At 59.7% G+C, this 18,854-nt stretch carries 17 protein-coding genes; 9 read left to right on the plus strand and 8 right to left on the minus strand.

The window, feature by feature from the left end:
* Window positions 1-96: 96 nt before the first annotated feature.
* From aceE to ampD, 3 genes are all read right to left on the minus strand, one after another.
* Entirely contained in the window at window positions 97-2,757 is a 2,661-nt protein-coding gene (gene aceE, locus MRK42_RS19205) for a pyruvate dehydrogenase (acetyl-transferring), homodimeric type (RefSeq protein WP_042070798.1), read from the minus strand.
* A gap of 84 nt (window positions 2,758-2,841) precedes the next feature.
* The gene (gene pdhR / locus MRK42_RS19210) at window positions 2,842-3,606 is read right to left on the minus strand and encodes a pyruvate dehydrogenase complex transcriptional repressor PdhR (protein WP_026456603.1); all 765 of its coding nucleotides are present in this window, start codon (window positions 3,604-3,606) and stop codon (window positions 2,842-2,844) included.
* A 266-nt stretch (window positions 3,607-3,872) separates the two neighbouring features.
* Window positions 3,873-4,454, minus strand: a complete 582-nt coding sequence (gene ampD, locus MRK42_RS19215) for a 1,6-anhydro-N-acetylmuramyl-L-alanine amidase AmpD (RefSeq protein ID WP_354688546.1) — start codon at window positions 4,452-4,454, stop codon at window positions 3,873-3,875.
* Between the two features lie 23 nt (window positions 4,455-4,477).
* Between ampD and MRK42_RS19220 the strand changes: the two genes are divergently transcribed.
* The 9 genes from MRK42_RS19220 to yacG all read left to right on the plus strand — a co-directional run bounded on the left by MRK42_RS19220 (window position 4,478) and on the right by yacG (window position 12,293).
* Window positions 4,478-4,948 carry a retropepsin-like aspartic protease gene (locus MRK42_RS19220; RefSeq protein WP_354688547.1) on the plus strand — a complete coding sequence of 157 codons (471 nt, stop codon included), beginning with the start codon at window positions 4,478-4,480 and terminating at the stop codon, window positions 4,946-4,948.
* A gap of 3 nt (window positions 4,949-4,951) precedes the next feature.
* Window positions 4,952-5,809: a carboxylating nicotinate-nucleotide diphosphorylase gene (nadC, locus tag MRK42_RS19225; RefSeq protein WP_354688548.1), complete on the plus strand. Its 858-nt coding sequence runs from the start codon at window positions 4,952-4,954 to the stop codon at window positions 5,807-5,809.
* A 374-nt stretch (window positions 5,810-6,183) separates the two neighbouring features.
* On the plus strand, window positions 6,184-6,594 hold the full coding sequence (locus tag MRK42_RS19230) for a prepilin-type N-terminal cleavage/methylation domain-containing protein (protein ID WP_354688549.1): 411 nt from the start codon (window positions 6,184-6,186) through the stop codon (window positions 6,592-6,594).
* Between the two features lie 3 nt (window positions 6,595-6,597).
* The gene (gene tapB / locus MRK42_RS19235) at window positions 6,598-8,304 is read left to right on the plus strand and encodes a PilB family type IVa pilus assembly ATPase TapB (protein WP_354688550.1); all 1,707 of its coding nucleotides are present in this window, start codon (window positions 6,598-6,600) and stop codon (window positions 8,302-8,304) included.
* Window positions 8,305-8,527: 223 nt separating this feature from the next.
* Window positions 8,528-9,769 (plus strand): type II secretion system F family protein, encoded by a 1,242-nt coding sequence (locus MRK42_RS19240; protein ID WP_026456598.1) that lies wholly within the window; start codon window positions 8,528-8,530, stop codon window positions 9,767-9,769.
* A 66-nt stretch (window positions 9,770-9,835) separates the two neighbouring features.
* Window positions 9,836-10,711 (plus strand): A24 family peptidase, encoded by an 876-nt coding sequence (locus MRK42_RS19245; RefSeq protein WP_342013424.1) that lies wholly within the window; start codon window positions 9,836-9,838, stop codon window positions 10,709-10,711.
* Between the two features lie 3 nt (window positions 10,712-10,714).
* Window positions 10,715-11,329: a dephospho-CoA kinase gene (gene coaE, locus MRK42_RS19250; RefSeq protein WP_354688551.1), complete on the plus strand. Its 615-nt coding sequence runs from the start codon at window positions 10,715-10,717 to the stop codon at window positions 11,327-11,329.
* 37 nt (window positions 11,330-11,366) lie between these two features.
* The gene (zapD, locus tag MRK42_RS19255) at window positions 11,367-12,089 is read left to right on the plus strand and encodes a cell division protein ZapD (protein ID WP_354688552.1); all 723 of its coding nucleotides are present in this window, start codon (window positions 11,367-11,369) and stop codon (window positions 12,087-12,089) included.
* 9 nt (window positions 12,090-12,098) lie between these two features.
* The gene (gene yacG / locus MRK42_RS19260) at window positions 12,099-12,293 is read left to right on the plus strand and encodes a DNA gyrase inhibitor YacG (RefSeq protein WP_026457308.1); all 195 of its coding nucleotides are present in this window, start codon (window positions 12,099-12,101) and stop codon (window positions 12,291-12,293) included.
* 62 nt (window positions 12,294-12,355) lie between these two features.
* On the opposite strand, the gene mutT is transcribed toward yacG, so the two are convergent.
* From mutT to ftsZ, 5 genes are all read right to left on the minus strand, one after another.
* Complete coding sequence (gene mutT / locus MRK42_RS19265) at window positions 12,356-12,751, minus strand: 8-oxo-dGTP diphosphatase MutT (RefSeq protein WP_026457309.1); 396 nt, start codon at window positions 12,749-12,751, stop codon at window positions 12,356-12,358.
* Between the two features lie 90 nt (window positions 12,752-12,841).
* Window positions 12,842-15,562 (minus strand): preprotein translocase subunit SecA, encoded by a 2,721-nt coding sequence (gene secA, locus MRK42_RS19270; protein ID WP_124238853.1) that lies wholly within the window; start codon window positions 15,560-15,562, stop codon window positions 12,842-12,844.
* Between the two features lie 59 nt (window positions 15,563-15,621).
* A complete protein-coding gene (locus tag MRK42_RS19275; RefSeq protein WP_042025086.1) occupies window positions 15,622-16,527 on the minus strand; it encodes a M23 family metallopeptidase in 906 nt (301 codons plus the stop codon).
* A 140-nt stretch (window positions 16,528-16,667) separates the two neighbouring features.
* Complete coding sequence (lpxC, locus tag MRK42_RS19280) at window positions 16,668-17,591, minus strand: UDP-3-O-acyl-N-acetylglucosamine deacetylase (RefSeq protein ID WP_026456701.1); 924 nt, start codon at window positions 17,589-17,591, stop codon at window positions 16,668-16,670.
* Between the two features lie 99 nt (window positions 17,592-17,690).
* Window positions 17,691-18,842, minus strand: coding sequence for a cell division protein FtsZ (ftsZ, locus tag MRK42_RS19285; RefSeq protein ID WP_026456700.1), 1,152 nt, complete (start codon window positions 18,840-18,842; stop codon window positions 17,691-17,693).
* Window positions 18,843-18,854: the final 12 nt, after the last annotated feature.

Consider the following 18,854-nt stretch of genomic DNA (forward strand, 5'->3'; position numbering starts at 1 on the left):
GCATCCGCGTTGCTGGCTGGCAGCCTCACGCGCATCTCGCGTTAACCTTTGCAAGACCGTGCCGGACAGCTTGTCCCGGCACGGCACTTGATCCTCTTACGCGTACAGCGGGTTCACCTTGTCGGCGTCGATGCCGTACTTGGTGATGGCCTCGGCCACAACCTGCTTGTCGATCTCGCCGCGCTGGGCCAGCTCGGTCAGGGCAGCAACCACCACGTAGAACTCGTTCACTTCAAAGTGACGACGCAGGTTGGCACGGCTGTCGGAACGGCCGTAACCGTCGGTACCCAGCACACGGTAGTTCTCGGTCGGAACGAAGGCACGGACCTGATCGGCGAAGGACTTCATGTAGTCGGTCGCGGCGATGGTAGCCTCGGTGCCCAGCACCTGAGCAATGTACGGTACGCGGGCTTCGCTGGTCGGGTGCAGCATGTTCCAGCGATCCGCGTCCTGACCGTCACGAGCCAGCTCGTTGAAGGAGGTGACGCTGAACACGTCGGAGCCGACACCGTATTCGGTAGCCAGGATCTGGGCGGCCTTGCGAACGTGACCCAGGATGGAGCCACAGCCCAGCAGCTGAACCTTGGCCTTGTCGCCGGCCACGGATTCCAGCTTGTAGATACCCTTGCGGATGCCTTCCTCGGCGCCTTCCGGCATGGCCGGCATGGCGTAGTTCTCGTTCAGGGTGGTGATGTAGTAGAACACGTTCTCCGGGTTCTCACCGTACATGCGACGCAGGCCGTCCTGTACGATCACCGCTACTTCATAGGCGTAGGACGGGTCGTAGGAGACGCAGTTCGGGATGGTGTTGGCCAGGATGTGGCTGTGACCATCTTCGTGCTGCAGACCTTCGCCGTTCAGGGTAGTACGACCGGAGGTCGCACCCAGCAGGAAGCCACGGGCTTGCTGGTCACCGGCTGCCCACGCCATGTCGCCGATCCGCTGGAAGCCGAACATGGAGTAGTAGATGTAGAACGGGATCATCGGGCAGTCGTTGGTGCTGTAAGAGGTCGCAGCAGCCAGCCAGGAGGACATGGCGCCCAGCTCATTGATACCGTCTTGCAGAACCTGACCCTGCTTGTCTTCCTTGTAGTAGGAGACGATGTCGCGGTCTTGCGGGGTGTACTGCTGACCGTGCGGGCTGTAGATACCGATCTGGCGGAACAGGCCTTCCATACCGAAGGTACGGGCTTCGTCAGCCAGGATCGGGACGATGCGCTTGCCGATGGACTTGTCTTTCAGCATCACGTTCAGGGAACGCACGAACGCCATGGTGGTGGAGATTTCGCGCGCCTGTTCGCCCAGCAGCGGGCCGAAAGCGTCCAGTGCCGGGATTTCCAGCTTGGTGGTGCTCTCGCGCAGACGGGTCGGTACATAGCCCTTCAGTGCAGCACGGCGGGCGTGCAGGTACTTGTGCTCTTCGGTACCTTCTTCGATCTTCAGGTAAGGCAGGTCGGCCAGCTGCTCGTCGGATACCGGCAGGCTGAAGCGGTCACGCAAGTGACGCACGGAGTCCAGCTCCATCTTCTTGACCTGGTGAGCGATGTTCTTGCCTTCAGCCGCTTCGCCCATGCCATAGCCCTTGATGGTCTTGGCCAGGATAACGGTCGGCTTGCCCTTGGTTGCTGCGGCTTTGGAGAAAGCAGCAAACAGTTTGCGAGGATCGTGACCACCGCGGTTCAGGGCGAAGATCTCCTCGTCGGTCATGTCTTTGACCAGGGCGGCAGTTTCCGGATAACGGTTGAAGAAGTGCTCGCGCACGTAGGCGCCGTCGCGGGACTTCATGGTCTGGTAGTCACCGTCCACGGTCTCGTTCATCAGCTGGATCAGTTTGCCGGAGGTATCCTTGCGCAGCAGCTCATCCCACTTGCGGCCCCAGATCACCTTGGTGACATCCCAGCCAGCGCCGGCGAACAGGCCTTCCAGCTCGTTGATGACCTTGCCGTTGCCGACAACCGGGCCATCCAGACGCTGCAGGTTGCAGTTGACCACGAACACCAGGTTGTCGAGCTTTTCACGCACGGCAACGGTCAGGGCGCCCTTGGCTTCCGGCTCATCCATCTCGCCGTCACCCAGGAAGGCGTAAACGGTCTGCTCGGAGCAATCTTTGATGCCACGGTCAGTCAGGTACTTCAGGAAACGCGCCTGATAGATGGCGGCGATGGGACCCAGACCCATGGAGACGGTCGGGAACTGCCAGAAGTCCGGCATCAGTTTCGGGTGCGGGTAGGAGGGGATACCCTTGCCATCCACTTCCTGACGGAAGTTATCCAGCTGCTCTTCGGTCAGACGACCTTCAGCGAACGCACGGGCGTAGATGCCAGGGGAGATGTGACCCTGGAAGTAAACCAGGTCGCCACCATCCTTCTCGTTGCGGGCACGGAAAAAGTGGTTGAAGCAGACTTCGTAGATGGTCGCGGAAGAAGCGAAGGAAGACATGTGACCACCCAGGTCCAGGTCTTTCTTGGAGGCGCGCAGCACGATCATCATGGCGTTCCAGCGGATGATGGCGCGAATACGGCGCTCCATCTCCAGGTCGCCCGGGTAGTCAGGCTCTTCGCTGGACGGAATGGTGTTGATGTAATCGCGGTTTGCCTTGGCAGCCACGTCCACACCGCTTGCGCGGGCTTTCTCGGCCAACTGTTCAAGGATGAACTGAGCGCGTTGGGGACCCTCTTCACGCAGCAGGGATTCCAGAGAGGCAAGCCACTCCAGCGTTTCTATCGGGTCCACATCGTTCTTCAGGATATCAGACATGGCTGGTTCCTATTTTGTTGTGATTGCACGGCATTGCACGGCGAAGGGCGCAAGCATTCGACAATAAAAGAAAGCCTTGTGGGATTAGTTTTCCTGCTGACGGATCCGACGCATGGATCGCTGGATCCGGCTGTCTTCCCTCTGCATATCCAACAAGGTGTCCTCGATAAAGGCCAGGTGCTCATGACAAGCAGCTCTGGCCCGCTCCGGAGCCCCCGAAAGAATAGCCTCGATCAGACTCGCACGATGGCGACGGATCTTGGCTACCACTCCCGGGCGGCGATTCAAAATTTCGTTATTTTGCAGAATGTTCTGCTCCAGCATGGGGCTCATGGCCCGCAACAGGTGCAGCAGCACCACGTTGTGGGAGGCCTCGGCCACCGCCAGATAAAACTGGGTCACGGCAGCGGATTCCGCCACCAGCGACCCCAGCTGCCCAGCCTCCTCGATGGAGATCTGCACCTTGCGGATCCGCTCGAAATCTGACTCTGTGCCCCGCAATGCGGCGTAGTAGGCACAGATGCCTTCCAGCGCATGACGGAACTCCAGCAGATCGTAGCGGGCCTCGGGGTGGGTGCTGAGCAGCTCGAACAGGGGATCGGCGATCCCCTTGCTCAGGGCATTCTGCACATAAGTGCCACCGCCCTGACGGCGATAGAGCAACCCGCGCGCCTCCAGTCGCTGGATGGCTTCGCGCAGGGAGGGGCGCGAAACCTGAAACTGGATGGCCAGCTCGCGCTCGGGAGGCAGTTTCTGTCCCGGCTGCAGGCTGCCTTCCAGAATCATCTGTTCCAGTTCGGCGACGATGGCGTCAGCTAACTTGGGTTGCGTGATCTTGCGATAGGGCATGAGGCTACTTTGTTAAATTGGTATTACCAATTTTATGGATGGGGCGAAAATTAGCAGAGGGGCATTGAAAAGTCCACCCAAAAGATGATCTGAATCAAGAATGAAAGGCACCACTTAAGGGGTAAATTGGTGCAAACATGATTTAGCTCATAGAAAATGGTCTTACCAATATTCTTGAGATAGCTCACAAATAACATTTGGATAACCAGCAACAAAAATGGCCTGCCACATTGGCAAGCCATTGATTTAAAAAGGCAAAGTGAATTTTAATTTTTACAGTAAACGTTGAATTTCTTGCGAAAATCCTGCCATTGGAAGCTGTCCCCCGGATCCGTCTTGCGCCCCGGTGCGATGTCGCAATGACCCACAATTTTTTCCAGAGTGATGGCCGGATACTGGTCACAGATGGCCCGAGCGAGCCCAATCAGCACTGCATATTGCGCCTCCGTGTAGGGAAGCTCATCCGTCCCTTCCAGCTCGATACCGATGGAGAAGTCATTGCATGCCTCCCGCCCCTGCCAACTGGATACTCCCGCATGCCAGGCGCGGGCACCGAACGGCACATACTGTACCAGTTCGCCATCGCGGCGGATCAGGCAGTGGGCCGAGACCCGCAGCTGATGGATGTCAGCAAAATAGGGATGCGCCCCGGGATCCAGCCTGCCCATAAAGAGATCGTCGATAAAGGGGCCGCCAAACTCGCCGGGAGGCAGACTGATGCCGTGCACCACCAGCAGGGAGATATCGTCCGGTACGGGGCGCTCGTTGTGATGGGGGGACGGAACCCGGCGTGCCTCCCGGCACCAGCCGGCGGCGTCGATGGAAAAATGTGTGTTAGGCTGGGTCATCTTTGGCTCGATATGGATGAGGTATGCAGCAAACGGCGCGCTGGTTCTGGTTACTGGCCTGGCTCTCTCTGATGGGTCTGCTGACCCTCTACTTCCACTCCCGCTCCCAGCCGAGCGTCACCGCCAGCGGCGAACTGCTGCTAAGGGCCGACCAGAGCGGACACTATCGTCTGGAGGGTGCCATCAACGGTCAACCGGTGCAACTGCTGCTCGACACCGGCGCCACCCGCATAACCGTGCCGCTGCCGGTCGCCGAACGGCTGGGACTGCCCGCCCATGGCAACAGCCAGGTGAATACAGCTGCCGGGATGATCCGGGTCGGCAACGGCACCATCGAAACGCTGGCGATGGGCCCTTTGACCTTGTACGATCTGGCCATCTTCATCAATCCGGCGGCAGAGGGAGACGAGGTGCTGGTAGGCATGAATGCCCTCGGTCGGCTGGAGCTGGTTCAAAAGGAGCGGCAGTTGCTGCTCAGACCCTTGCAGGAATAAGGCATGTTTCAACAGGATGTCAGCCGCGCCGTGCGCGCCGCACTACTCGAAGATCTGGGCGATGCCCTCACCACGCTGGACCAGCCGGATGCCAGCGCCGATATCACGGCCCAACTGATCCCCGCCGAGCGCCTCTCCAGCGCCCGGGTTATCACTCGCGAGGCCGGCGTCTTCTGCGGCCAGCCCTGGGTGGATGAAGTCTTTGCCCAGCTCGGCGGCGAAGTGAAGGTGGAGTGGCTGGTACAAGATGGCGAGCGCCTCTCCCCCAATCAGGAGCTGTTCCGCCTCCATGGTCCGGCCCGCCTGCTGCTGACTGGCGAGCGCAATGCCCTCAACTTTGTGCAGACCCTCTCCGGCGTCGCCACCCTCACCGCCCGTTATGTGGCCGAGCTGGAAGAGACCGGCTGCCGCCTGCTCGACACTCGCAAGACCATTCCCGGCTTGCGCAGTGCCCAGAAGTACGCCGTCACTTGCGGCGGCGGCAAGAACCACCGCATCGGCCTCTTCGACGCCTACCTCATCAAGGAGAACCATATCCTTGCCTGCGGCGGCATCGCCGGCGCCATCCAGGAGGCTCGCCGCCTCAATCCGGACAAACCGGTGGAGGTCGAGGTCGAGTCCCTGACCGAACTGGAGCAGACGCTGACCGCCGGGGCCGATATCGTGATGCTGGACAACTTCGACCTGGCCATGATGCGCGAAGCGGTCGCCATCAATCAGGGGCGTGCCAAGCTGGAGGTCTCCGGCAACGTTACCCTGGAGACTCTGGCCGAGTTTGCCGCGACCGGAGTGGACTATATCTCGGTGGGCGCGCTGACCAAGCATGTGCGGGCGCTGGATCTCTCCATGCGCTTTATCTGAACGGATTGTGACCGTTCCGGCTACGCCAGCCGAATATCCGGCAGATACCATCACTTCTATAGGTAATGGCTTGATAAGGCAGCTAAAACAGACTCATTGAGATGCCCGTCAACATAACCGGGCCCTCGACTTGCAAAAGGCGCCCTCGGCGCCTTTTCTTTATATGTCGTACCAGCAACAAAAGAAGGGGGAGGCAATTAAGCAGAAACAGGTCAGTTTTCGCTCTTTTTTCACCCAAATAGAGGATTGGATCAAAAACTTTAATGACGGGCCTGCGCACTTGTTGCCAACGCCATCCGCTCAGATAAGATATTGACGTGTGGTTAGTTTTCCACCGCCACTTCCCAGGAACAATGGATAAAAGGATATTTAAAATGAAGAAACAGTCAGGCTTTACCCTTATCGAATTGATGATCGTGGTCGCGATCGTCGCCATTTTGGCTGCAGTCGCACTGCCGGCTTATCAGAACTACACCAATAAAGCTAGATTCACAGAAGTTGTAACTGCGGCTAGTGGTGTAAGAACTCAAATGGATGTTTGCTTTCAAACTAATGGGAATGTATTGACAGCATGTGATACAGAGGCCAAGGTTGGCGTTAGCTTATCTGATGCAGCCAGAGGGGATAACGTCGCATCTGTCACTATTACTGCAAATACTGCTGCGATTGTAGCTACAGGCGCTGGTTCTGGAATTTCTGGAGCAACAATAACTTTGACCCCCACTTCAGTGAGTGGAGCTGCCGTTACTTGGGCTCAAACTTGCAGTAATACAGCACTTTGCTAAGGCATGACCTCTAGCCCCCATAGCGGCCTGGCGATAAGCCTGGCCGCCTCTTCGTTGATCAGCGAAGAGGATTCCCAGCGCTACCTGAATCAGGCCAAGGCCCAGCGCAAACCCTTCGTGGCATTTCTGGTGGAAAACCAGATCCTCGACAGCAAGGCGTTGGCCGATTTCTGCGAGCTGGAGTATGGGGTACCTCTGCTGGATCTTGCCGCCTTCGACCTGGCCGAGATCCCGCAGAAGTACCTCAATCAAAAGCTGATTGAGAAACATCATGTGCTGCCCATCTACACCCAGGGCCACACCCTCTATATCGCCATGTCGGATCCGACCAATGTGTCGGCACTGGAAGATTTCGGCTTCAGCTTCGGGCTTCATACCGAGGCGCTGCTGGTGGAAGAAAACAAGCTCACCACCGCCATCGGCAAGCTGCTGGAGAACGAGACCGACGTCCTCGGTATGGAGGATATCGACGAGTCGGAGATCTCGGATCTTGAGGTCTCCGACGAGGGCAGCCGCCTCGACGAGAGCGTCAACACCACGGATGATGACGCTCCCATCGTCAAGTACATCAACAAGATCCTGATGGATGCCATCAAGCGCGGCGCCTCCGATCTGCACTTCGAGCCCTATGAGCAGAAGTACCGGATCCGCTTTCGCATTGACGGCATCCTGCACGAGATTGCCACACCACCGGTCAATCTGGCCAACCGCTTCTCGGCCCGCCTCAAGGTGATGGCACGGCTCGATATCGCCGAGCGGCGCCTGCCCCAGGATGGCCGCATCAAACTCAAGCTGTCGCGCAACAAGTCGATGGACATGCGGGTCAACACCCTGCCCACCATGTGGGGGGAGAAGATCGTGATTCGTCTGCTGGACTCCTCGGCGGCGCGGCTCAATATCGAACAGCTCGGCTTTGACGATCGGCAGAAAGCGCAATACCTGCGCGCCCTCTCCAAGCCCCAGGGGATGATCCTGGTGACCGGCCCCACCGGCTCGGGCAAGACGGTCTCGCTTTACACCGGCCTCAACATTCTCAACACCACAGAGGTGAATATCTCCACCGCCGAGGATCCGGTGGAGATCAACCTGCCCGGCGTCAACCAGGTGCAGGTCAATCCCAAGGCGGGACTCACCTTCGCCAGCGCCCTGCGCTCCTTCCTGCGTCAGGATCCTGATGTGGTGATGGTCGGGGAAATACGGGACTTGGAAACCGCAGAGATCGCCATCAAGGCGGCGCAAACCGGCCACCTGGTGCTCTCCACCCTGCACACCAACTCGGCGGCCGAGACCCTGACCCGGATGATGAACATGGGGGTGCCGGCCTTCAACATCGCCTCCTCGGTGACCCTGATCATGGCCCAGCGGCTGGCCCGCAAGCTGTGCGATCACTGCAAGGCTCCCGAAGTGGTGCCGGAAGCCGAGTTGCTGGAGCTGGGCTTTACCCCGCAGCAACTGGCTGCGGGGCTAAGGTTGTTCAAACCGGTGGGTTGCAAGGAGTGCTCTGGCGGTTACAAGGGGCGGGTCGGCATCTACGAAATCATGTTGATGTCGGAAAATATCGCAAAATTGATCATGCAGGGAGCCAACTCGCTGCAGATCGCCGCCATCGCCCAGAAAGAGGGGATGCGGACCCTGCGCACCTCCGGGTTGGAAAAGGCCCGCCTGGGTGTCACCAGTCTGGCGGAAGTGAACCGGGTCACCACCAACTGACGAGGGGGAGCCCCCCTCTACGGACAATGCCGGATCGTGCCGTCACGCCTTCTGGAGGCAGGCATCATAAATACGGGATGCCAGAGAGCAAATCGGGCAGGCGCCAAGATGGCCCCCCATCGAATCAGTATCCCGCTGGCAAGTGCCAACCGGGGACCTTGACCAGGTCAATGGCGAAGAGGTGTGAGACACCCAGCGCTCGACCCAATTGCAGGATGCAGTGATGGCAACGCTAACCAACAAAAATAATGCCCCCAAGAAAGTCTTCGCGTTTCGCTGGAGCGGGGTCAACCGCAAGGGCCAGAAAGTCTCTGGTGAACTCCAGGCCGACAGCATCAATACCGTCAAGGCCGAGCTGCGCAAGCAGGGGGTCAATGTCACCAAGGTGGCCAAGAAATCCCAGGGGTTGTTCTCCAAAGGCGGCGCCAAGATCAAACCGATGGATATCGCCATCGTCTCGCGCCAGATCACCACCATGCTCTCCGCCGGTGTACCGCTGGTGCAGAGCTTGCAGATCATCGCCCGCAGCCATGAAAAAGCCTCGATGCGCGAGCTGATGGGGATCGTCGCCGCCGATGTGGAGACCGGCACCCCCATGTCGGAAGCGCTGCGCCGCCATCCCCGCTACTTTGATGCCCTCTACTGCGATCTGGTGGAGGCGGGCGAGCAGTCCGGCGCGCTGGAGACCATCTATGATCGCATCGCCACCTATCGGGAAAAGTCGGAAGCGCTCAAGTCCAAGATCAAGAAGGCGATGTTCTACCCCACCATGGTCATTCTGGTGGCCATCGTCGTCACCTCCATCCTGCTGCTGTTCGTCATTCCCCAGTTCGAGGACATCTTCAAGAGCTTCGGCGCCGAGCTGCCCATCTTCACCCAGTTCGTCATCGGCATCTCCCGCTTCATGCAGAACTGGTGGTATGTCTTCTTCGGCGGGGCGGCGCTCGCCATCTTCCTCTACGTCCGCGCCTGGCGCGCTTCTCAAAAGGTAAGAGACAACACCGACAAGTTTGTGCTGACCATCCCGGTGGTCGGCATGATACTGCACAAGGCGGCCATGGCCCGCTTTGCCCGCACCCTCTCGACCACCTTCTCGGCCGGTATCCCATTGGTGGATGCCCTCATCTCGGCGGCGGGGGCCTCCGGCAACTATGTCTATCGCACTGCCGTCATGGCCATTCGCAACGAGGTGGTAGCGGGCATGCAAATCAACGTGGCGATGCGCACCGTGGATCTCTTCCCCGACATGGTGATCCAGATGGTGATGATCGGCGAGGAGTCCGGCGCCATCGATGATATGCTCTCCAAGGTCGCCACCATCTTCGAACAGGAGGTGGATGATCTGGTGGATGGCCTCACCAGCCTGCTGGAACCCCTCATCATGGTGGTGCTCGGGGTGCTGGTCGGCGGCATGGTGATCGCCATGTACCTGCCCATCTTCAAGCTTGGCGATGTCGTGGGTTGATTCATGAGGGCATGCAGGCCAAGGCCGCTCATGCCCTTCCCTTCATTTGATGACTGACGGTTGGTTATGACACTTCTTATCGAGCTGGCGCACGGCTTGCCCTGGCTCTATCTCTCCCTGGTTTTTCTCTTCTCTCTGATGATCGGCAGCTTCCTCAACGTGGTGATCCACCGCCTCCCCATCATGCTGGAGCGGGAGTGGCAGGCCGAATATCACGGCTACTTCGAGACACAAACGCCAAACAGCGATCCGGCTGAACGCTACAACCTGATGGTGCCGCGTTCCGCCTGCCCCCACTGCGGCCATGCCATCACGGCCGTCGAGAATATCCCGCTCCTGAGCTGGCTCTGGCTCAGGGGCCGTTGCCGGGAGTGTCGGGCCCCCATCTCGGCCCGTTATCCCCTGGTGGAATTGCTGACAGCCCTGCTCTCGGTAGCGGTAGCCACGATCCTGACGCCGGGCTGGGGTGTGCTGGCAGCCCTGCTGCTGACCTGGGTGCTGGTGGCGCTCACCTTTATCGATCTGGACAAGATGCTGCTGCCCGACCAGCTTACCCTGCCGCTGCTGTGGGGAGGGTTGCTGTTCAATCTGGCGGGGGGATTCGTTCCGCTGGCCGACGCAGTGATCGGGGCCATGGCCGGCTATCTGGTACTGTGGAGCCTCTACTGGGCCTTCAAGCTGCTGACCGGCAAGGAGGGGATGGGATATGGCGACTTCAAGCTGCTGGCGGCACTCGGTGCCTGGCTGGGCTGGCAGTCCCTGCCCATCATACTGCTGCTCTCCTCCCTGGTGGGCGCCATCATCGGCATCACGCTGATCGCGCTGCGCAAGCACCATCAGGGCAAGCCCATTCCCTTTGGCCCCTATCTGGCCATCGCGGGCTGGATCGCCCTGCTGTGGGGCGATACCATCACCCGCTGGTATCTCGCAATGGTGCTCTGACCCATGTATGTAGTCGCAATCACCGGTGGAATTGGCAGCGGCAAAACCACGGTGGCCAACCAGTTCGCCGAGCTCGGCATCGATGTGATCGATGCTGACGTCATCGCCCGCGAGGTGGTGGAACCGGGCACCCCGGCCCTGGCAGCCATCGCCGCCCACTTTGGCCCGGATGTCATCGCCTCCGATGGCCGGCTCGATCGCCGCCAGCTGCGCGAGCGGGTCTTCAGCGAACCCGATGCCAAGGCCTGGCTCAATGCCCTGCTTCACCCCCTCATCCGTACCGAGATGCAGCGCCAGTGCGCCGCGGCCCGCACCCCCTATTGCCTGCTGGTGGTTCCCCTGCTGGTGGAGAACAGGCTCGCCGGGCTCGCAGATCGGGTGCTGGTGATCGACGTGGACGAAGCGACCCAGATTGAGCGCACTTGTCGCCGGGATGGCGTGAGCCCGGAGCAGGCCAAGGCCATTCTGGCCGCTCAGGCCAGCCGGGATGAGCGTCTCGCGGTCGCCGACGACATACTCGACAACCGGGCAGAGGACAAAATGGCAATCAGAACGCAAATTTTGGCCCTGCACCAAACATATCTGGCGTTTGCCTCTCAACAAGCCCAGCAACAGTGAGTACACTAGGCCGGTTTATGGCTGGCCAGGATTAGGCATGATTTACGATTTCCCCCTCAATGAAAAAAGCCGGACTTATCTGCGTCTGGAATCCCTGTTTTCCCAGATCCACGACAATCTGGAGAGTGACCAGTCCTGGGCACATATCGCCTTTTTCAAGGGGCTGTTCGATCTGCAGGAGTTGCTTGAGCGCGGCGATCTGCGGGCCGATCTTATCAAGGATCTGGAACGCCTCAGCCAGCGTCTGAGCCACTGGGCCAACCTGCCCGACGTGGATCTGGAGCAGGTCAAGCTGATGCAGCAAGAGTGCAGCCAGCTCTCCCGCAGCCTGCTGAACGCCCCCCGCCCCGGTGCCCGCCTGAAAGAAGATCGCCTGCTCGGCTCCATCCGCCAGCGTTTCTCCATTCCGGGCGGCCTGTGCGCCTTCGACGTGCCGCAGCTGCACCACTGGCTCGCCACCCCGGCCATCAGCCGCCATCAGCAGATGCAGGGCTGGCTCAGCGACATCACCCTGATGATGAATGCCATCTCCCTGCTGCTGCGCCTGTGGCGTGAGTCAGGCTGCTTCAGCGATCAGGTGGCCACCAACGGTTTCTTCCAGGACACCGCCGAGAGCGCCGAGCTGATCCGCATCCGTCTGGCGGACAACCTGCTGTGCTACCCGACCCTGAGCGGTCACAAGAATCGCTTCGCCCTGCGTTTTCTGCCCACCACAGAGCAGCAGATTGGCGATGTAGCGTTCCAACTCGCCTGCTGCTAAGGAGTTCTCATGGTCACCAAGGTCAAGTGCCCTACCTGCAACAGTGAAGTGGAATGGGGCCCGCAGAGCCCGTTTCGCCCCTTCTGCAGCAAGCGCTGCCAGCTGATCGATCTCGGTGAATGGGCCGATGAAGAGAAGCGCATCCCGGGGGAAACAAACCCCGACCTGTTGCCGGATCCGGAAGAGGGCGACCGCTGGCTGTAAGCCGTATCCGCCAAGGTACAAAAAAGGGCCTGAAGGCCCTTTTTCATTTCCGGATCAGAGGATCAACCCTGCAGGCGCGCCACTATGGGGCCATTGGCATCGGGGAAGTGATAGTTGTGCAGCTCGGCCACTGGCACCCAGAGACACTCCTGCCCCTCTTTTCCGAACGGCTCACCGCTAAAGCGCGTCACCTTCCAGATATCCAGCAACACCTGCTTCTCGGGATAGTCGTGGTGCAGCTCCATGAAGGGGGAGCAATCCTGTACCCGGATGCCGATCTCCTCCCACAGCTCCCTGTCCAGGGCGGTAAGCAAGTCTTCACCCGACTCCACCTTGCCACCGGGAAATTCCCAGCGATCCCCCTGATGGCGGTCGGAAGATCGCTTGGCGATGAAGATCTCGCCCCGCTCGTTCTCGATGACGCCTACCGCCACCCAGATCCGTTTTTTCTGTTCCATCTCGGTTACCTCGTCAGATACGGCCACTGCGCGTTCCTCATCAATAACAAGGCGGGCACTGGGCCCGCCTCGTGATGGCATCGCGCGTTATCAGGTCAACTGACCGTGACAGTGCTTGTACTTCTTGCCGGAGCCACAGGGGCAGGGATCGTTGCGACCTACTTTCTGCTCGTCCCGCACGAAGGTGGTGTGACCCTCGTCGGAGGCTGCCTCTTCACCCGCCAGCTGGTTCTCGGCACTGGCATGGGTGTAGGTGCGGGGGGCGGCTTCCGCCTGCTGGCGCTGCTGGGCCTCCATCGCCTCCACGTCGCGCTCCTGCACCTGAACCCGGCTCAGGATGCTGACCACATCGCGCTTGAGAGTTTCCAGCATCTGGGTGAACAGATCGAAGGATTCGCGCTTGTACTCCTGCTTGGGGTTCTTCTGGGCGTAGCCGCGCAGATGGATGCCCTGACGCAGGTGATCCATGGCCGCCAGGTGCTCCTTCCACAGGCCATCCAGGGTCTGCAGCATCACGGCCTTCTCGAAGTTGCGCAGCACCGCGGTGCCGACCAGCTCTTCCTTGTGGGCGTAGAGCTTGCGGGCCTCGTCCAGAATGCGCTCGCGCAGCTTCTCTTCGTAGAGCTTGTCATCCTCTTCCAGCCACTTGACCAGCGGCAGGTCGAGGGAGAAGTCACCCTTGAGGCGAGCTTCCAGACCCGCTACGTCCCACATCTCTTCCAGAGACTGGGGCGGGATGTACTCGTCGATCACGTTGTTGTAGACGTCATCGCGGATCACGTGGATGGTCTCGGAGATGTCATCGGTATCCAGCAGCTCGTTGCGCTGCTCGTAGACCACCTTGCGCTGGTCGTTGGCCACATCGTCAAACTCAAGCAGGCTCTTGCGGATGTCGAAGTTGCGGCCTTCCACCTTGCGCTGGGCGTTCTCGATGGCCTTGGTCACCCAAGGGTGCTCGATGGCTTCGCCCTGCTCCATACCCAGCTTCTTCATCATGCCGGTCACGCGATCGGAGGCGAAGATCCGCATCAGGGTATCTTCCATGGAGAGATAGAAGCGGGAGGAGCCCGGGTCACCCTGACGACCGGAACGGCCGCGCAGCTGGTTGTCGATACGGCGGGACTCGTGGCGCTCGGTACCGATGATGTGCAGACCGCCAGCGGCCAGTACCGCGTCGTGACGCGCCTGCCAGGCTGCCTTGATCTCACGGATCTGTTCGTCGGTCGGGTTCTCCAGCGCAGCGATCTCCGCCTGCCAGTTGCCACCCAGCACTATGTCGGTACCACGACCGGCCATGTTGGTGGCGATGGTCACGGCGCCGGACTGGCCAGCCTGGGCGACGATCTCCGCCTCCATGGCGTGGAACTTGGCGTTAAGCACCTTGTGCGGGATCTTCTCCTTGGTCAGGATGCCGGAGAGCAGCTCTGAGTTCTCGATGGAGACGGTACCCACCAGTACCGGTTGACCCCGTTCGACACAGCCACGGATGTCATCGATGATGGCGGCGTATTTCTCATTGGCGGTCAGGTAGACCAGATCGCCCATGTCTTTGCGCACCATCGGCTTGTTGGTCGGGATTACCACGGTATCCAGGCCATAAATCTGCTGGAATTCAAAGGCTTCGGTATCGGCGGTACCCGTCATGCCCGCCAGCTTGTTGTAGAGGCGGAAGTAGTTCTGGAAGGTGATGGAAGCCAGGGTCTGGTTCTCGTTCTGGATCTTGACCCCCTCCTTCGCCTCGACGGCCTGGTGCAGGCCATCGGACCAGCGACGACCCGGCATGGTACGGCCGGTGTGTTCGTCGACGATGACGATCTCGTCCTTCTGGACGATGTAATCCACATTGCGCTCAAACAGGGTGTGGGCACGCAGACCGGCATTGACGTGGTGCAGCAGGCTGATGTTGGAGGCGGAGAACAGGGAGTCGTTTTCGTCGAGCAGCCCCTCTTTCTTGAGCAGCTCTTCCACGAAGATCTGGCCGTTCTCGGTCAGCAGCGCCTGGCGGTTCTTCTCGTCCACCGTGTAGTGACCATCGCCTGTGTACTCTTCGGTGTCTTCCTTGTCCTGCTTGACCAGCAACGGGATCAGCTTGTTGACGCGGATGTAGAGTTCGGAGCTGTCTTCGGCCGGACCTGAGATGATCAGCGGGGTGCGGGCTTCATCGATGAGCACGGAGTCCACTTCGTCCACCAGGGCGTAGTTGAGCGGACGCTGCACGCGCTGTTCCGGCGAGAAGGCCATGTTGTCGCGCAGGTAGTCGAAACCGAATTCGTTGTTGGTACCATAGGTGATGTCGGCGGCATAAGCGTCACGCTTCTGGGACGCATCCATGCCCGGCACGTTGCAATCCACCGTCATGCCGAGGAAGGTGAACAGCGGGCGGTTCGCCTCGGCGTCACGCTTGGCCAGATAGTCGTTCACCGTCACCACGTGTACGCCGCGACCGGAGAGCGCGTTCAGATAAGCCGGCAGGGTGGCAGTCAGGGTTTTACCTTCACCCGTCTTCATTTCGGCGATGCGGTTGGAGTTGAGCACCATGCCGCCGATCAGCTGTACGTCGAAGTGGCGCATGCCAAATACCCGCTTGGAGGCTTCGCGCACGGTGGCGAACGCTTCCGGCAACAGCTGCTCCAGGGTCTCGCCCTGCTCCAGACGCTGACGGTACTCGGCGGTCTTTGCCTGCAGTTCGGCGTCGGACAGCGCCTCGAACTGCGGCTCCATCGCATTGATCTGTTTTACAATTTTGCGCAAAGCCTTGAGCGTTCTGTCGTTCCGGCTGCCGATAATCTTGGTAAGCAGTGTGCTAATCATGGGTACCAACTATTTCTGGTTATAAAAGCGTTCCGTCACTGGAACCTGAAGAAAAAAACCTAACCCCGGCTGGCACTCAGAAAGCGTGCGGGGTTGACCTGACGACCGTCTTTCAACACTTCGTAATGCAGATGGACGCCGGTCGCGCGACCGGTACGCCCCATCAAGGCAATCTTCTGACCCTGATCGACCAGGGTACCAACTTCGACCAGCAACTTGGAGTTGTGGGCATAGCGGGTCACCAGGCCATTGCCGTGGTTGATCTCCACCATGTTGCCAAACTCCGGATGACGACCGGCCCATCTCACCACACCCGGGCCCGTGGCCAGGATGGGGGTGCCCACCTTGCCACGATAATCCACCCCTTTGTGCATCTTGGCCCGACCGTTGAACGGGTCGACCCGTCCCCCGAAGCCGGACGACACCCAGACCCGCTCCTGCTGGACCGGCGTGCCGGAGATGAAACCGGCATCGGTTATATGGTGATTCATGATGAAAGATTCAAGTACCGACAGCTGCTCTTCACGACTGCTGAGCTGCTGGCTGAGGTGTTTCATGGAGTCCTGCAGCTCATTGAGGCTGACTTCCAGATCTTCATCGTAGGAAGGACCGCCCATGGGGGGCAGTTCCTTGAAATTGAACTCCTCGGGATCGAGGTCTGCCTGCTCGGTCAGACGTTCACCGAGGGCATTGAGGCGCCCCAGCTGCCCCTGCATGGTGCCCACTTGGGCCGCCAGCATGGCAAGTTGTTCACGGGCTTCGTCGCCACTCTGTTTGGCGGATTGCTGCTCGGCCATGGCCAGCGCCAGTTCCAGCGCGTCCATTTTCTGCTGCCAGCTTTGCCAGAGCCAGCCGCCACCAAGGGCCAACAGGGAGAAAATGATACCGCCGACCCAGGCCAGACGCTGTTTGGGTACGTGCAACTTGCGTCGCTGCTTGCCGTGGAGGATCAGGGTAATGCTCATAGAAATCTGTCTGCTCGGTCAGGTACGGTCCAGGGACTGCACGGGAAATAAAACCGGGAGATAATCGGTATTGAAGGATGGAGTAAACAAATGACGGAACGTCGGTGCGGAGAGAGGACCGACGTTCCGTTGCACAGCTATCAGGCCAGAACCAGACCGTTGTCGTAGTAAGCGATAGGCGCTTTGTCGCCCTCGCCTTCGAAGGTCACCAGTTCCCACGCCTCCTGCTCGGCCAGCAAGGCGCGCAGCAGCTTGTTGTTCAGGGCATGGCCGGTCTTGTAGGCACGGAATTCGCCGATGATGCTGCGGTTGCACATGTAGAGGTCACCGATCGCATCCAGCATCTTGTGCTTCACGAACTCGTCCTCGTAGCGCAGACCATCTTCGTTCAGCACCCGGTAGTCATCCAGTACCACGGCGTTTTCCAGGCTTCCGCCCAGCGCCAGGTTCTGGGAACGCAGGTACTCGATATCACGCATGAACCCGAAAGTACGGGCACGGCTGATCTCTTTCACGAAGGAGGCTCCGGAGAAGTCCAGTACGCAACGCTGGTTGCGCCCTTCAAACACCGGGTGCTGGAAATCGATCTCGAGATCCATCTTGAAGCCGTTGCGATAGGGGTGGAATTCCGCCCACTTGTCGCCGTCTTCAACCCGGATGCTCTTCTTGATCCGCACAAACTGCTTGGCCGCATTCTGTTCACGGACCCCGACTTCCTGCAACAGGTAGATAAAGGGGTGTGCACTGCCGTCCATCACCGGGATCTCGGGTGCGTCAACTTCGACGTAGAGGTTGTCGATCCCCATCCCGGCAAGGGCTGCGGAGAGGTGCTCAATAGTAGAGACACGGACACCGGCTTCGTTGACCAGTGCGGTACAGAGTACGGTATCGCGCACCTGATCGGCATTGGCTGGCAGCTCCACCACAGGATTCAGGTCGGTACGCAAGTAAACGATCCCTGTGTTCACAGGAGCCGGACGGAATGTCATGGTGACTTTCCGGCCAGAATGCAGGCCGACGCCAGTCGCCTGTACACTCGTTTTCAAGGTTCTTTGTCTAATCATGGGTGTACCCTAAACAGCTTAAAATCCGGACCAGATGGTCGTTGGCAGGCCATCTTAGCACATTCCTTAAGCAACAAACAAACCAGCCCCATAAGAGGCTTAGTCAGCCTGCTTGCGCAGGAACGCCGGAATATCCAGATAATCCGGTTCGCGACGAGCCTGCGGCTCGGCGTTGACCACCTTGGCCGGAGCCTCTTCCATCACGCGGCCCTGCATCATGTCGCTGACCAGCGGCTGGCGCACCGGGCGCTCTTGCACCTGGCTGCTCTTGACCAGGGTGATGTCCGGCTTGCGCTCGGCACCGATGCCGGTCGCAACCACGGTCACACGCAGCTCGTCGTGCATTTCCGGATCGATTACGGTTCCCACCACCACGGTGGCGTTTTCGGAAGCGAAGGCCTTGACCGCATTACCCACGGTCTCGAACTCTTCGATGGTCATGTCCATGCCGGCAGTGATGTTGACCAGGATGCCACGGGCACCAGCCAGATCCACGTCTTCCAGCAGCGGGCTGGAGATGGCTTTCTCTGCCGCTTCTTCGGCACGATCGTCACCGGAGGCGGAACCGGTACCCATCATGGCAGTGCCCATTTCGCGCATAACGGTACGCACGTCCGCGAAGTCGACGTTGATCAGACCCGGACGGGTGATCAGCTCGGCGATGCCCTGTACCGCGCCCAGCAGCACGTCGTTGGCAGCCTTGAAGGCGTCCAGCAGGGAGATACCGCGGCCCAGCACTTTCAACAACTTGTCGTTGGGGATGGTGATCAGGGAGTCGACATTCTTGGACAGTTCTTCGATACCATGCTGGGCAAAGCCCATCCGCTTCTTCCCTTCGAAGGAGAACGGCTTGGTCACCACGGCCACGGTCAGGATGCCCATCTCGCGGGCCACTTCGGCCACGATCGGCGCAGCACCGGTACCGGTACCGCCGCCCATGCCGGCTGCGATGAAGACCATGTCGGAACCGGTCAGCAGCTCACGCAGCGCTTCCCTGTCTTCCATGGCGGCGTCACGGCCCACTTCCGGGTTGGCGCCAGCGCCAAGACCCTTGGTGATGCCACCGCCGATCTGCAGGGTGGTGTTGGCACTGGAGTTTCGCAGTGCCTGGGCGTCGGTGTTCACCGTGATGAACTCTACGCCCTCGATGTTCTGACGCACCATGTGCTCGACGGCGTTGCCACCGCCGCCACCGACACCGATCACCTTGATGACGGCTTCGTCAGTATGGCTATCCATGAATTCAAACATATCGTCTCTCCG

The organism is Aeromonas sp. 19NY04SH05-1 (assembly GCF_040581895.1).
Taxonomy (GTDB): Bacteria; Pseudomonadota; Gammaproteobacteria; order Enterobacterales; family Aeromonadaceae; genus Aeromonas; species Aeromonas enteropelogenes.

Excerpts from the sequence above, each read along its gene's own strand:
- MRK42_RS19230 (WP_354688549.1), top strand. The coding sequence starts at position 6,184 with ATGAAGAAACAGTCAGGCTTTACCCTTATCGAATTGATGATCGTGGTC.
- yacG (WP_026457308.1), top strand. The coding sequence starts at position 12,099 with ATGGTCACCAAGGTCAAGTGCCCTACCTGCAACAGTGAAGTGGAATGG.
- aceE (WP_042070798.1), bottom strand. The coding sequence starts at position 2,757 with ATGTCTGATATCCTGAAGAACGATGTGGACCCGATAGAAACGCTGGAG.
- MRK42_RS19220 (WP_354688547.1), top strand. The coding sequence starts at position 4,478 with ATGCAGCAAACGGCGCGCTGGTTCTGGTTACTGGCCTGGCTCTCTCTG.
- lpxC (WP_026456701.1), bottom strand. The coding sequence starts at position 17,591 with ATGATTAGACAAAGAACCTTGAAAACGAGTGTACAGGCGACTGGCGTC.
- MRK42_RS19240 (WP_026456598.1), top strand. The coding sequence starts at position 8,528 with ATGGCAACGCTAACCAACAAAAATAATGCCCCCAAGAAAGTCTTCGCG.
- secA (WP_124238853.1), bottom strand. The coding sequence starts at position 15,562 with ATGATTAGCACACTGCTTACCAAGATTATCGGCAGCCGGAACGACAGA.
- mutT (WP_026457309.1), bottom strand. The coding sequence starts at position 12,751 with ATGGAACAGAAAAAACGGATCTGGGTGGCGGTAGGCGTCATCGAGAAC.
- ampD (WP_354688546.1), bottom strand. The coding sequence starts at position 4,454 with ATGACCCAGCCTAACACACATTTTTCCATCGACGCCGCCGGCTGGTGC.
- MRK42_RS19275 (WP_042025086.1), bottom strand. The coding sequence starts at position 16,527 with ATGAGCATTACCCTGATCCTCCACGGCAAGCAGCGACGCAAGTTGCAC.
- MRK42_RS19245 (WP_342013424.1), top strand. The coding sequence starts at position 9,836 with ATGACACTTCTTATCGAGCTGGCGCACGGCTTGCCCTGGCTCTATCTC.
- coaE (WP_354688551.1), top strand. The coding sequence starts at position 10,715 with ATGTATGTAGTCGCAATCACCGGTGGAATTGGCAGCGGCAAAACCACG.
- pdhR (WP_026456603.1), bottom strand. The coding sequence starts at position 3,606 with ATGCCCTATCGCAAGATCACGCAACCCAAGTTAGCTGACGCCATCGTC.
- zapD (WP_354688552.1), top strand. The coding sequence starts at position 11,367 with ATGATTTACGATTTCCCCCTCAATGAAAAAAGCCGGACTTATCTGCGT.
- tapB (WP_354688550.1), top strand. The coding sequence starts at position 6,598 with ATGACCTCTAGCCCCCATAGCGGCCTGGCGATAAGCCTGGCCGCCTCT.
- ftsZ (WP_026456700.1), bottom strand. The coding sequence starts at position 18,842 with ATGTTTGAATTCATGGATAGCCATACTGACGAAGCCGTCATCAAGGTG.
- nadC (WP_354688548.1), top strand. The coding sequence starts at position 4,952 with ATGTTTCAACAGGATGTCAGCCGCGCCGTGCGCGCCGCACTACTCGAA.